The following is a 12,452-nucleotide window of genomic DNA, read 5'->3' as shown; positions in this document are numbered from 1 at the left end:
TGGCACGGTGCGCGCCGGTGGAAAAGGCCGAAAAGGGGGTTGCCGCAGGTCGGATGAGTTGAAACAATACGCGCGAGCAAAGGAGCACCCGCGCAGACACGCGGCCTCCTCCATCAAATCCCCCTACAGATTGGAGACGACACATGACTGAAGTGAAGTCAGGCGACACCGTGCAACTGCATTACACCGGCACTCTGGCCGATGGTACAACATTCGACAGCTCCGAAGGCCGCGAGCCTTTGCAGTTCGTTGTCGGGTCCGGCCAGATCATCCCGGGTCTCGACACCGCGATCCCCGGCATGGCCGAGGGCGAGAAGAAGACCGTGAACATCGTGGCCGACGAAGCCTACGGTCAGGTCAATCCCGAAATGCGTCAGGCGGTCCCGCGTGAGGGTATCCCTGCGGATATCCCGCTGGAGATCGGCACGCAGCTGCAAATGCAGACACCGGACGGGCAGGCGATGCCGGTCACCGTGGTCGACGTCGACGAGGCGTCCGTGACGCTGGATGCGAACCACCCACTGGCGGGCAAGGACCTGACCTTTGACATCGAGCTGGTCAAGGTCGACGCTGCCTGAGCGGTGAAACTGAACAGTTTTTAAAAAAGGCCCGGCCGCGTAAGCGGTCGGGCCTTTTTGCTTTCCGGCGCCTTGCGCCAATCGTGCTCCCGGCTTCTCAACCAGAGCTTGGTCGTGAAAAAGCTGCGCTCGGCTGCACCAGATCGGTGGCAGGGGGGGGCGGCTTACCTTTTCGAATTCGGGAATGCGCTGCCAGCTGCATTAGCCGTCAAAGAGCGGGCCCGTTTGGCCGGCCCTGTCGTTCGGTCATGCTTGGGATGGGGCTAAGTTCCCCCCGTGGCTCCGGTGGAGGCGTTTCGCATGACCGGCAGGCAAATCACGGATCAGCTACGCTTCGTCACCCGGTCCGCCAGCGTTGTCGTCGGCCCCGGCCAGCGGATCAATCAGGTTTTCTTGCGCAGCCGGATGACCACATCGACAGAGGCAATTTCGGCCCCTTCGGGCACGTCCGGCAATTGCGCGATCACCAGCTGGTCGGAAGGGGCATCCGAAAGCCGCCCCTCGTCCTCCCAGAAGAAATGGGGGTGGTCGTGGGTATTGGTGTCGAAATAGCTGCGCGAACCGTCGACGGTCACCTCTTGCAACAGACCGGCATCGCAAAAGGCGCGCAGGGTGTTATAGACCGTGGCAAGCGAAACCTGATCGCCGCGATCCTTGGCCGCGTCGAAGAGGCTTTCAGCGGTGACATGGCGGTGCCGACCGTCGCCGACGAGCAGTTGCGCCAGCGTGACGCGCTGACGCGTCGGGCGCAGCCCTGCCCGGGCAAGCCATTCGGTTCCGTGATCTACATGCGTGTCGGCCATGGGCGTCCTCTTTGCGTAGTTGCCTCAATATAGGGGCTGAGGGGCATGGGTTTCAAACGATTTCCCCGTAAAAGCGGGTTGGACCATGTCGCAACGCCCTGACGGCGTCAGATGCGCGCCTCTTGCCCCGACGGGTTTTGCGATGCTAGGAGCGTTCGATCCTTCGCGATAACCAAACAGAAAGCGCACCGATGTCAGACTATCCAACGTATTTCGACAAGGACGATCTTTTGAAATGTGCGCGCGGAGAGCTTTTCGGCCCCGGCAACGCACAGCTTCCCGCGCCACCGATGCTGATGATGGACCGCATCACCGATGTGTCCTCCGACGGCGGTGCCCACGGCAAGGGCCATATCGTCGCCGAATTCGATATTTCGCCGGACCTGTGGTTCTTCGAATGCCATTTCCCCGGCAATCCGATCATGCCCGGCTGTCTGGGGCTGGACGGTCTGTGGCAGCTTACGGGCTTCAACCTTGGCTGGCGCGGCTGGCAGGGGCGTGGCTATGCGCTGGGCGTGGGCGAGGTGAAGCTGACGGGCATGGTGCGCCCCGAGCGCAAGATGCTGACCTACAAGATCGACTTTACCAAGGCGATCCAGACGCGCCGCCTGACCATGGGCGTGGCCGACGGCATCGTCGAAGCGGACGGCGAGCAGATCTATGCGGTCAAGGATATGAAAGTCGCGCTGAGCGAAAGCTGAACAGGCAGGACGTCTGTCCGGTTCTGAAAGCAAAAGGGGCGACCGGCAGCGGACCGGTCGTCCCTTTTTGATTTTCGATACCTGACGGGCGGGCGTCGTCATTGTCGGGCTTGAGCGCGGGGAAAGCCGTGTTCGCACTGGGCGCCTACGCGTTGCATCGGCGCCCGCTGTTCCGTCAGGCGGTTTGCATGTCCAGCGCCTTGCCATCGTATCTGCCCGTCACAGCGGCTTTGGCAAGGACGGCGGCGACATCCGCACGATGCGCCTTGGCGCTTTTGTCCACACTGTCGCCCAGCCGGACCTGACCGGTTTTCGGCCCGTCCGTCAGGGCCACGGGACGTATGATGGCATAGGGCATATCACGCTGCTTGAGGTGCTCGTCCGCATCGTGTTTGGCCTGCAGGTAATGCGCCAGTTCGTGGTCCGGGGGTGGGGCATCGGCCCCTACCGAGCTCAGCATCACGAAACGGGCAACACCCGCCTTTTCGGCAAGATCCATAAGGGTTCGCGCGCCGTCGCGGTCGATCTTGTCGGTCATCTCGGCATCGGTGTCCCCACCGCTGCCCGCGGCAAAAATCACAACATCCATGCCCGCGCAGACATCGTCCTGCAGATTGGCGAGATCGCCCAGAAGTGTGTCTGTATCGTCGGGCAGAACGCTTGTGTCGGAACTCTCGCGGACGAGTGCCACAGGGTGTGCGCCCTGTTCGATTAGTTCGCGTGTAAGCAGGCGACCGGTTTTGCCGGTCGCGCCCGCGACAAGTACATTCATTTTCACGGTAATTCTCCTTCGGGGGAGGGTGACGGAGGGCAAGGATCTGCCCTCCGGTAGAGCGTCAGCTTGGCAGGAACACTGCCTTGGCGTTGATGAATTCCTTCATCCCAAAGCCGCCGTGTTCACGGCCGTAGCCCGAATCCTTCACGCCGCCGAAGGGCATATTGGGATCGGCCGCACCGAAAGAGTTGATCCGGATCATGCCGGTGTCGAATTCTTCTCGGGCGAGCTGGATTGCGTGGTCTTCATCGGTGCAGAAGATCCCGCCACCCAGGCCATAGCGGCTGTCGTTGGCAATCCGCATGGCGTCACGGTCGTCCTTGGCGCGGATCACGGCTGCGACCGGGCCAAAGATTTCGTCGTCGTAGGCGGGCATTCCGGGCGTCACGTCACCGAGGACGGTCGCGGGATAGTAGGCACCGATGCGGTCCGGCACTTCACCGCCGCAGAGGACTTTTGCGCCGTTCTTGACACTTTCCTCGACCTGATCGCGGACGGTCTCGAACTGGTCCTGGCTCGACAGGGGGCCAAGCTTGGTGTCGTCGTCCATCGGGTCGCCCATCGGGATGTCGGCCATCGCCTTGACGTAGGCGTCAACGAAGGCGTCGTAGTTCTTGTCCGTCACCACAAAGCGTTTCGCCGACACACAGGTCTGACCGTTGTTATAGAGCCGGCCCATGGTGGAGAATTTCACAGCCGTTTCGATGTCGGCGTCGTCGAGGACAAGGTAGGCGTCGTTCGAGCCGAGCTCGAGCACGGTCTTTTTCAGCGCCTTGGCGGCGGCTGCACCGATCTGGCGACCCGCACGGTCCGATCCTGTCATGGTCACGCCGCGCACCAGCTTGTGCTCGATCAGCTTGTCGGAGGTGTCGTGATCGATCACGATGACCTTGAAGATATCCTCGGGCAGACCCGCCTCGATGCACAGTTCCCGCAGGCGGATGCCGCTGCCGGTGCAGATTTCGGCGTGCTTCAGGACACAGCCGTTGCCCGCCATCAGGTTCGCCGCCAGCACGCGCACGGGCTGGTAGAGGGGGAAGTTCCACGGCTGGATCGAATAGATCACGCCGATGGGCTGGTACGTGACGATACCGCGTTTCTTGCCGCCGGAATGGGTGCGCTCTTCGTCGGCCAGTGCCTCGGGGCCGTGATCGGCGCTGTATTCAAAAATGCGCGCGCAGAGTTCGACTTCGGTCAGGCCGTCCTTGTACAGCTTGCCGACCTCGCTGGTCATCAGCTTGGCCAGCTCTTCCTTGTGTTCGCGCAGGACCTTCGCGATGTTGCGACAGTGGGTGCCGCGTTCCTCGTGAGTTGTCTTGCGCCACTCCAGAAAGGCCTGATGGCAGGCTTCGACTTCGGAAATGGCCGTTTCTGTCGACATCAGGTCGTAGGATTTCAGTGTTTCTTCGGTGGCTGGATTTTTCGTTGTAATCGTTCCCATGGGGGTAGGCTCCTCGCATTTGGTTCACCAAACCAACACGCCGTAGCCGAGAGAAGTTCCGCTCGTTTCGGGCCGCGACAAAAGGTGCCGCAGGCAGGTCGTGGGCCATGGATCAGCCGAAGGCGAAATGATCCTGCGTGTGCAGATCGGACCAGTCACCGCCCCCTTCCAGATGGACCAGCAGCTGGTGGTTCGTGGCGCGCAGGATCACCTGAATGTAGTCTGTGTCGTCCACCCTCACCGAAAACCCGCGCAGGTCAGACAGACCGTCGGTGCCCGCAAACCCCGACAGCACGATCCGGTCTGTCCCGATCACGAAATCCTCGATCCGGTCGAGGTCGCGCAGGCGGGCATAGGTGCCGCCCTCAAGATCGTCCCAGTCGGCCAGATGGCCGGGGGCGAAGGCAAAAGTGTCGGTGCCCGAGCCGCCGAAGACGCGGTCGCGGTCGGGTCCGCCGCTGATCCAGTCGCCGCCGCGCCCGCCGTCGATCGTGTCCTCGCCCTGACCGCCGCTGAGCACATCGTCGCCGCCCTGTCCGAACAGTCGGTCGCTCCACCCGTCTCCGTCCATCCGGTCATCGCCGTCGCCGCCCCAGAGCAGGTCGCGTCCGCTTCCGCCCCGCACAAAGTCGCTGCCGTCGTCGCCGTAGACCGTATCGTGCCCGCCGTCACCGAATAGGGTATCGCCGTTTTCGCCGCCGCCCAGCCTGTCGTCGCCGTCACCGCCGCTGAGGTGGTCACGGCCGGCACCGCCGCGCAGCACATCGTCGCCAGCATCCCCGCGCAACGCGTCGTCGCCAGTGCCCCCTTCGAGCACGTCGTTGCCGTAGCCCCCGACAAGAATGTCGGTTTCGCTGCCACCGAACAGGAAGTCGTTGCCGCCATCGCCGTAGAGGAAATCCGTGTCCTGCCCCCCGGCGAGGCTGTCGTTCCCGTCGCCGCCGCGCATCGTGTCGTTGCCCTTTCCGGCATTGATCAGATCGTCGCCACCGCCGCCTTCGAACCGGTTGTCGGTCAGGTCGCGGGGCAGGGACCCGCTGCGAACGCGGGTGTCGAACACGGCATCCGCCGTCGGCCCCCCTTCGAAATCGTCGTCATTGCCGGTCTTGATGCTGGCGCGGCGGAAGCTGGCGCTGAGCGCGCTCATCATCGGCTCGGGCACCTCGTTCTTCTGGTCGATAAAGGCGACTTCGGGCCCACGGCTGGCTGCCAGCATCGCCGTCAGATCGGGGAAATCGAGGAAATGCCGTTCCTCCCCGCCGTCGCGCGCACCTTCCAGCGCGTAATAGGCGTTCTGCCCGATCTTCATCCATTGCTGGTCCCTGAACTCGAAAATCTTCACGCTCGCCGGCGGGCGCGCAAGGTTGACCGGACGTCCGTCCAGAGTGATCCGGTCCTCGCTGATGTTCAGATCGTCGATGCGCCCGATGATCGTGCCGCGCGCAGCACCCGGATTGATGAAGGCGAAAGTGTCCGCGCCTTCCCCGCCATAGACGTGGTGGCCCATGTAGCTGACCTGTTTGCCGTTGCGAAAGACGTTCGGGTTTTTCGTCAGGTCAATCTCCAACGTGTCGTTGCCTGCCATGCCGAACATATGCACCTGCCCGGACCCGAGCAGGGTGGCCGACAGGAAATCGTCACCGTCACCGCCGCGCAGACCCGTGGTGCCGGCGCCACCGCGCACGACAAGCACATCGTCGCCGTTGCCGCCCACCAGCGTGTCGGCACCGCCTCCGCCGATCAGCGTGTCGTTGCCGTCGTCGCCTTCAAGCCGGTTCGCGGCGGGGTCTCCTGTGATGCGGTCGTTGCCGGATGTCGTTCTGCCTGTGATCATGCGGGGCTCCGTCTGGGGTGGGGAGGCCCTGTCAGTCCCGCGCCCTTCTGTCGGGGCGTGCGGTTGGGGTGCGTGCGTTATGGCAGCGCTTGATTGCAAAAGGGTTGAGACTTTGCTGACAAACCGTTAGCGCCAGCGCGGGGTTACCGCCTTGCGCCCGCGCGGCGCGGTGGCCTAAGAAGGGTATCAAATCATAGGGAGAGCTGCCCATGCGCCGTGTCGTGGTCACAGGATTGGGAATCGTCTCGTCCATCGGGAACAATGCAAGCGAGGTCACCGCCTCCCTCAAGGCCGGGAAAAGCGGGATCGAGGCATCGCCGGAAATGGCCGAGCACGGGTTTCGCAGCCAGATCGCCGGCACGCTGAAGATCGACGTGGCCGAGCATATCGACAAGCGCACGCTGCGTTTCATGGGGCCGGGGGCGGCCTATGCCTATATCGCGATGGAGCAGGCGATCGCCGATGCCGGCCTTGGCGAGGACGCGGTATCGAACCCGCGCACCGGTCTGGTCGCAGGATCGGGTGGCCCGTCCACATCGTCGATGAAAGCCGCGCACGATACGGTCGAAAAGACGGGTGCCACAAAACGCATCGGCCCCTTCGCCGTACCGAAATGCATGTCGTCCACCGTCAGTGCGAACCTCTCCACGGCGTTCAAGATCAAGGGCATCAACTATTCCATCACCTCTGCCTGTTCTACGTCGCTGCACTGTATCGGCAACGCGGCCGAACAGATCATGCTGGGCAAACAGGATGTGATGTTCGCCGGTGGCGGCGAGGAGCTGGACTGGACGCTGTCGTGCCTGTTCGACGCGATGGGCGCGATGAGCAGCAAATACAACCACACGCCACAGCGGGCGAGCCGGGCGTTCGATCAGGACCGCGACGGGTTCGTGATCTCGGGCGGCGGCGGGATAGTCGTGCTGGAAGACCTCGAACATGCGCTGGCGCGCGGTGCGAAAATCTACGCCGAGGTTACCGGATACGCGGCCACATCCGACGGTCACGACATGGTTGCACCCTCGGGCGAGGGCGGCGAGCGCGCGATGCGCCTCGCGCTCGAAACGCTGCCCGAAGGCCGCAAGGTCAGCTATATCAACGCGCACGGCACCTCCACGCCCGTCGGTGACGTCGGCGAGATTGAGGCGGTGCGCCGCGTCTTCGGGCAGGGCAGCACCCCGCCGGTCAGTTCGACCAAGTCCATGACCGGCCATGCGCAGGGCGCTGCCGGCGCGCTGGAGGCGATCTTCTGCCTGCTGATGCTGGACCGCGACTTCATCGCGCCTTCGATCAACGTCGAGACGCTGGACGACCGGCTGGCCGCCGAAGAGATCGCGACCGCACTGGTTGAAGACGCGGGGCTGGATAGTGTGATGACGAACTCTTTCGGGTTCGGCGGGACGAACGGGTCGATGATCCTTTCGAAGTACAAGGCGTAAGGATCAGTTGGGATGACGGGATTACTGGACGGAAAACGCGGCCTGATCATGGGCGTTGCGAACGAACGCTCCATCGCGTGGGGCATTGCAAAGGCCATGGCCGAAGCGGGGGCCGAGCTGGCCTTTACCTACCAGGGCGAAGCCTTCGGCAAGCGGCTTGAGCCTCTGGCGCAGAGCGTCGGATCGGATTTCATGGTCGATGTGGATGTCACCGACGATGCGTCGCTTGATGCGGCGTTCGACGCGTTGGGCAAACGGTGGGACAGCATCGATTTCGTCGTCCACGCAATCGCGTTCTCCGACAAGTCCGAACTGACGGGGCGATTCCTGAACACAAGCCGTGCGAACTTCAAGCATTCCATGGATATCTCGGCCTACAGCTTTATCGAAGTGGCGCGCCGCGCCCACCCGCTGATGGTCGAGAAGGGTGGCACCTTGATGACGCTGACCTACCAGGGGTCCAACAAGGTCGTGCCGAACTATAACGTCATGGGCGTGGCAAAAGCCGCGCTTGAAAGTGCGACGCGCTATCTGGCGAACGATCTGGGCCCCGAAGGCATCCGCGTCAACGCGCTCAGCCCCGGTCCGATGAAGACGCTCGCCGGTGCTGCCATCGGCGGTGCGCGCAAGACCTACAAGCACACCGACATGAACGCGCCCCTGCGCGCCAACGCCACGCTGGAAGCCGTGGGCGGCACTGCTGTGTGGCTGGCCTCTGACGCGGGCGCCTGCACGACCGGAGAGATCATCCACATCGACGGCGGGTACCATATTCTCGGGATGCCGCAGGCCGAGAACCTCTGAGAAACCTGGTGTGAGCGGGCGTTGCCCCGTCCCCGCGCGTCGCGGGGGCGGCAATGGCGTATGTTCAGCGCAGAGGGCCCGTTTGCCACAGCCAGACCTTAAGGCCGCCGTGCGCAATGGCCGGACCCTGCGGGCCGAACGGTAGCCCGGTGGTTTTCGCCAGTGCCGGATCGGATGTGACCAGCGCCACGCGCCAGCCCGAAAACCGCGACTTCAATGTCTCGCCCAAGGTGCCGTAGAGTGCGTAAAGCGGTTTCTTGTTGCCGATGCGCGCGCCGTAGGGGGGATTGACGATAACCAGCCCGGCGGGCCCTTCGGGCGGTGCGAGATCGCTGGCGGGGGCCATCGTGAACCGCGCAAGGTCCGCCACGCCCGCGCGCTCGGCGTTGTCGGTGCTCATCCTGATGGCGCCCGCGTCGCGGTCGGATCCATGGCAAAGCGGCAGGGCGCCGGCAGGGGCTTCGGGCATCTGCGATTTCAGCGCGGCAAAGGCCTCCGCGTCGAAGCTTGCCAAGCTCTCGAAGGCGAAAGAGCGGCTGCGCCCGGGCCAGAGCCCGGCTGCCATTTCAGCCGCCTCGATGGGGAAGGTGCCCGACCCGCACATCGGATCGACCAGGGGCTCCGCACCGGTATAGCCCGCGCGCCGCAGCATCAGCGCGGCCAGCGTCTCGCGCATCGGGGCCTTGCCAACGGCGAGCTTGTGGCCGCGTTTGTGCAGGCTCTCGCCCGAGGTGTCGATGCTGAACTGCACGGCATTGTCGTCGATCCGCACCTTCAGGACCAGCGTCGCCTCGGGGTCGAGGGTCAGGCCATGGGTGTCGGTCAGCGCGGTTTCCACACGCTGCTGGGCGGCCTTGGCGTGATAGATCTTGGATGCCTTGGTGGTGACCTGAACGCGCAGGGGAACATCCGTGCGCAGGATATCCGCAAAAGGAAACTTGCGGCTGCGCTTGTCCAGCTGTGCAAGGTGGAAGGCCATGAAGCCACCGATCCGCGCCAGCACCCGCGTGGCGCCGCGCAGTTGCAGGTTCGCGCGCCAGACCTCGGGCCAGTCGCCCCGACAGGTCACGCCGCCCGGAACCGCTGCGACATCGGCAAAGCCCCGCTCCGCGGCCTCGGCGGCGAGCATGTCTTCCAGCCCCGGCACCGTCGCGAGGAAAATTTCGAAATCCTGATCCATGGGGCGGGGATAGTCGCTGCATGGCTCCTGTGCGAGCGGTATTTCCGAGCGGGCCCCACTTTCGCCGCTTTCGCGTGCAACGTTCGGGCATGAGTTTCGCACAGACATACCGCGAGGAGCGGCTGATCAGCCGCAGGTCGCGCGCCCGCAAGGCGTGGATCGCCGGCCGGATCATCGGTTTCGGGCTGGCATTGTGCTTTGTCGCGCTGCTGCGGCTTGACCCAGCCTTTCGCAGCGCGGTCGAGGAGGTGGCGATTTCCGCCGTATCCGCCGCCACCGGGCGCGAGCCGCCGCAAAGGGACGTCGAGATGGCAGAGGCCGAAACGCACGCGCCGCAGGCGCTGGAGCAGATCGGGATCGGCGAGACCGTTCAGTCCGCACCACCTGCCAACGCGCTGCCGCAGAGCCGGGTAAAGGTCAATCGCGGCACCGGCGGTTAGGTCAGAACCATTGCCCGGGCTCCATCAGGCCCAGATCCAGCAATTGCCGGGAATGCCATTCGAACGGGGCCGAATTGTGCCACGTGAAGGTGTCGATATCATACCGGCTGCCCGGATTGCTTTTCAGCGCTTTCGCCGTCCGGAAAGAGCAGATTGTCGCCGTGATGTTGTGATGCCACGGGCAGGCGTAGGTATTGTATTCCTCGTCCGAGAAGGTGTGATCGTCGCGCAGCGCCAGCCCGGGGCGGGCGCGGAAAATGGCGATCCGGTCGATCTTGCGGCGGGCAGGGGGGACGTGTTCTTCGAACCGCCAGCGCAGGCCGCCGAAAAAATCCAGCTGCCGTTCCTTGGGGTGGCCGTGCTTGTCTGCGTCCGGGCGCGCCAGCGCGTAATATCCTGAACGGTCCAGATGTGCGGCGTCCAGCGAAACGGCGCCCGGATACCGGTCCAGATCGTCGGCGTAGAGATCCACGATATAGGTCAGCATGGCATCACGCCGCTCTTCGGTGTGGAAGGCCAGCATTTCCCCGATCGTGCGTGTCTCGCAGAAGGGGAAGAACAGATACTCCGCGTTATAGCAGTAATACATCCACTGTCCCGGCACGGCCTTGATCATCGTGTTGACCGCTGTCTGGGTCGCCGCGTCGGCCGAGGTGTCATAATCGACGCGAAAAACCGTTGCCTGCAAGTCGCGCGGCAGATCGAAAGGGGCGGGCATAAAGGCGATGACGTGCCTGAATCCGGACTGGATATGGTGCCGCAGGGTGGTATCGATCTCGACATCGTCCTCGACGAACACCATGGCAATCGGGCCTTTTTTCAGGGCCGTCTTCTGGTCTGCGATGAATGAGTCAAGCGTAGCGTAGCGCATGGGTGCCTGCATGGGTTCGGTTTTCCGACAGAATCGGTTAAATCGGCGTGCATTGCAAGATCGCCGTGCCGCTGATAGGCGCAGCGCATCCCCTTTACCGCCCCCTTTCCGGAGCACCCGCCCATGTCACGCCCCTCGCCAGACCCGCAAAAGAAGCTCTTCATCAAGACCTACGGCTGCCAGATGAACGTCTACGACAGTGAACGCATGGCCGAGAGCCTTGAGGGATACGCGCTGACCGAGCGGGCAGAGGATGCGGATATGATCCTGCTCAACACCTGCCACATCCGCGAAAAAGCCGCCGAGAAGGTGTATTCCGAACTGGGCCGCATGAAGAAGCTGAAGACCGCGAAGCCTGATCTCAAGATCGGCGTGGCGGGATGCGTTGCGCAGGCCGAAGGCGCCGAGATCATGCGCCGCCAGCCCGCTGTCGATCTGGTGGTCGGCCCGCAAAGCTATCACCGGCTGCCCGCGATGGAGGCCGTGCTGCAGGGCGGGGGCCGTGCGCTGGATACGGATTTCCCCGAGGAGGACAAATTCGCCCATCTCAAGGGGCGCGGACAGGCGGCCCGCCGTGCGCCTGCGGCGTTCCTGACCGTACAGGAGGGTTGCGACAAGTTCTGCGCCTTCTGCGTGGTGCCCTACACCCGCGGGGCCGAGGTGTCGCGCCCCGCCGAACGTGTGCTGACCGAAGCGCGCGAACTGGTCGAGCGTGGGGTGCGCGAAGTCACCCTGCTGGGGCAGAACGTGAATGCCTATCACGGCGGAATGACCCTCGCGCAACTGGTGCGGGCGCTGGCGAAAATCGACGGGTTGGAGCGGATCCGCTATACCACCTCGCACCCGAACGACATGGACGACGACCTGATCGCAGCCCATGCCGACACCGACAAGCTGATGCCCTACCTGCATCTGCCGGTGCAGTCGGGGTCTGACCGGATCCTCAAGCGGATGAACCGCAGCCATACCGCCGAAAGCTATCTGCGCCTGATCGAGCGCATCCGCGACGCGCGCCCCGATATCGTGATGTCCGGCGATTTCATCGTCGGCTTCCCGGAAGAGACCGAGGCCGATTTCCAGGCGACGCTCGATCTGGTCGAGCAGATCCGCTACGGCTATGCCTACAGCTTCAAGTACTCCACCCGGCCCGGCACACCCGCCGCAGAACGCCCGCAGGTCGATCCCGCCGAGGCCGATGACCGGTTGCAGCGGCTTCAGGCGCTGATCACCCGCCAGCAGCGCGAGATCCAGCAATCGATGGTGGGCCGGGATCTGACCGTTCTGGTCGAAAAGAAGGGCCGCGAAGCAGGGCAGATGGTCGGCAAATCCGAATACCTCCACGCGGTGCATATCGACGATGCAACGGCTGCAATCGGTGATCTGGTGCCGGTGCGGATCACGGCGGCGATGACAAACTCCCTGACGGCGCGCGAAAGGCGCTGAGGGCTGCGGGCGCGGGTTGCCGTGCGAAGCAGTGCGGGCCCTTCTCGGCGGAGCGGAGGACATCGCGCAACCTCAGAGGGTGTTTTCGCGGTTTCGGACGCTGGAATTAGCGCTAAAGTCGTTTTCACCCACCATATCTGCCA

Annotated in this window: 12 protein-coding genes; 6 read left to right on the top strand and 6 right to left on the bottom strand. The window is 63.7% G+C overall.

Translation table 11 applies throughout. The features are described 5' to 3' along the window. Positions 1 to 143: 143 nt before the first annotated feature. A complete protein-coding gene (locus ABMC89_RS07640; protein ID WP_349566816.1) occupies positions 144 to 578 on the top strand; it encodes an FKBP-type peptidyl-prolyl cis-trans isomerase in 435 nt (144 codons plus the stop codon). Positions 579 to 961: 383 nt separating this feature from the next. Here the strand turns inward: ABMC89_RS07640 and irrA are convergent, their stop codons facing one another. Then, on the bottom strand, positions 962 to 1,381 hold the full coding sequence (gene irrA, locus ABMC89_RS07635) for an iron response transcriptional regulator IrrA (RefSeq protein WP_349566814.1): 420 nt from the start codon (positions 1,379 to 1,381) through the stop codon (positions 962 to 964). A gap of 191 nt (positions 1,382 to 1,572) precedes the next feature. On the opposite strand from irrA, the gene fabA reads away from it, so the two are divergent. Then, positions 1,573 to 2,082, top strand: coding sequence for a bifunctional 3-hydroxydecanoyl-ACP dehydratase/trans-2-decenoyl-ACP isomerase (gene fabA, locus ABMC89_RS07630; RefSeq protein ID WP_349566812.1), 510 nt, complete (start codon positions 1,573 to 1,575; stop codon positions 2,080 to 2,082). 175 nt (positions 2,083 to 2,257) lie between these two features. On the opposite strand, the gene ABMC89_RS07625 is transcribed toward fabA, so the two are convergent. From ABMC89_RS07625 to ABMC89_RS07615, 3 genes are all read right to left on the bottom strand, one after another. Then, entirely contained in the window at positions 2,258 to 2,854 is a 597-nt protein-coding gene (locus ABMC89_RS07625; protein ID WP_349568559.1) for an SDR family oxidoreductase, read from the bottom strand. A 64-nt stretch (positions 2,855 to 2,918) separates the two neighbouring features. Then, entirely contained in the window at positions 2,919 to 4,298 is a 1,380-nt protein-coding gene (locus ABMC89_RS07620; protein WP_349566810.1) for an NAD-dependent succinate-semialdehyde dehydrogenase, read from the bottom strand. A 112-nt stretch (positions 4,299 to 4,410) separates the two neighbouring features. Further along, positions 4,411 to 6,132 carry a calcium-binding protein gene (locus tag ABMC89_RS07615; protein ID WP_349566808.1) on the bottom strand — a complete coding sequence of 574 codons (1,722 nt, stop codon included), beginning with the start codon at positions 6,130 to 6,132 and terminating at the stop codon, positions 4,411 to 4,413. 209 nt (positions 6,133 to 6,341) lie between these two features. Here ABMC89_RS07615 and fabB point away from each other — a divergent pair, with 209 nt between their 5' ends. Both fabB and ABMC89_RS07605 read left to right on the top strand, forming a co-directional pair. Continuing rightward, complete coding sequence (fabB, locus tag ABMC89_RS07610) at positions 6,342 to 7,571, top strand: beta-ketoacyl-ACP synthase I (protein WP_349566806.1); 1,230 nt, start codon at positions 6,342 to 6,344, stop codon at positions 7,569 to 7,571. Positions 7,572 to 7,583: 12 nt separating this feature from the next. Next, positions 7,584 to 8,375: an enoyl-ACP reductase FabI gene (locus ABMC89_RS07605; RefSeq protein WP_349566804.1), complete on the top strand. Its 792-nt coding sequence runs from the start codon at positions 7,584 to 7,586 to the stop codon at positions 8,373 to 8,375. Between the two features lie 64 nt (positions 8,376 to 8,439). Here the strand turns inward: ABMC89_RS07605 and ABMC89_RS07600 are convergent, their stop codons facing one another. Then, entirely contained in the window at positions 8,440 to 9,555 is a 1,116-nt protein-coding gene (locus tag ABMC89_RS07600) for a THUMP domain-containing class I SAM-dependent RNA methyltransferase (RefSeq protein ID WP_349566803.1), read from the bottom strand. 89 nt (positions 9,556 to 9,644) lie between these two features. Between ABMC89_RS07600 and ABMC89_RS07595 the strand changes: the two genes are divergently transcribed. Then, on the top strand, positions 9,645 to 9,995 hold the full coding sequence (locus ABMC89_RS07595; RefSeq protein ID WP_349566801.1) for a hypothetical protein: 351 nt from the start codon (positions 9,645 to 9,647) through the stop codon (positions 9,993 to 9,995). 1 nt (position 9,996) lies between these two features. Here the strand turns inward: ABMC89_RS07595 and ABMC89_RS07590 are convergent, their stop codons facing one another. Continuing rightward, positions 9,997 to 10,866: a glycosyltransferase family protein gene (locus ABMC89_RS07590; protein WP_349568557.1), complete on the bottom strand. Its 870-nt coding sequence runs from the start codon at positions 10,864 to 10,866 to the stop codon at positions 9,997 to 9,999. A gap of 123 nt (positions 10,867 to 10,989) precedes the next feature. Between ABMC89_RS07590 and miaB the strand changes: the two genes are divergently transcribed. Continuing rightward, positions 10,990 to 12,309 (top strand): tRNA (N6-isopentenyl adenosine(37)-C2)-methylthiotransferase MiaB, encoded by a 1,320-nt coding sequence (gene miaB / locus ABMC89_RS07585; RefSeq protein WP_349566798.1) that lies wholly within the window; start codon positions 10,990 to 10,992, stop codon positions 12,307 to 12,309. The last annotated feature ends 143 nt before the right edge of the window (positions 12,310 to 12,452 follow it).

It is taken from the genome of Sulfitobacter sp. HNIBRBA3233, assembly GCF_040149665.1.
Lineage (GTDB): Bacteria > Pseudomonadota > Alphaproteobacteria > Rhodobacterales > Rhodobacteraceae > Sulfitobacter > Sulfitobacter marinivivus.
The sequence above is the reverse complement of the archived record's forward strand: the minus strand, read 5'-3'. Positions and strand labels throughout refer to the sequence as shown.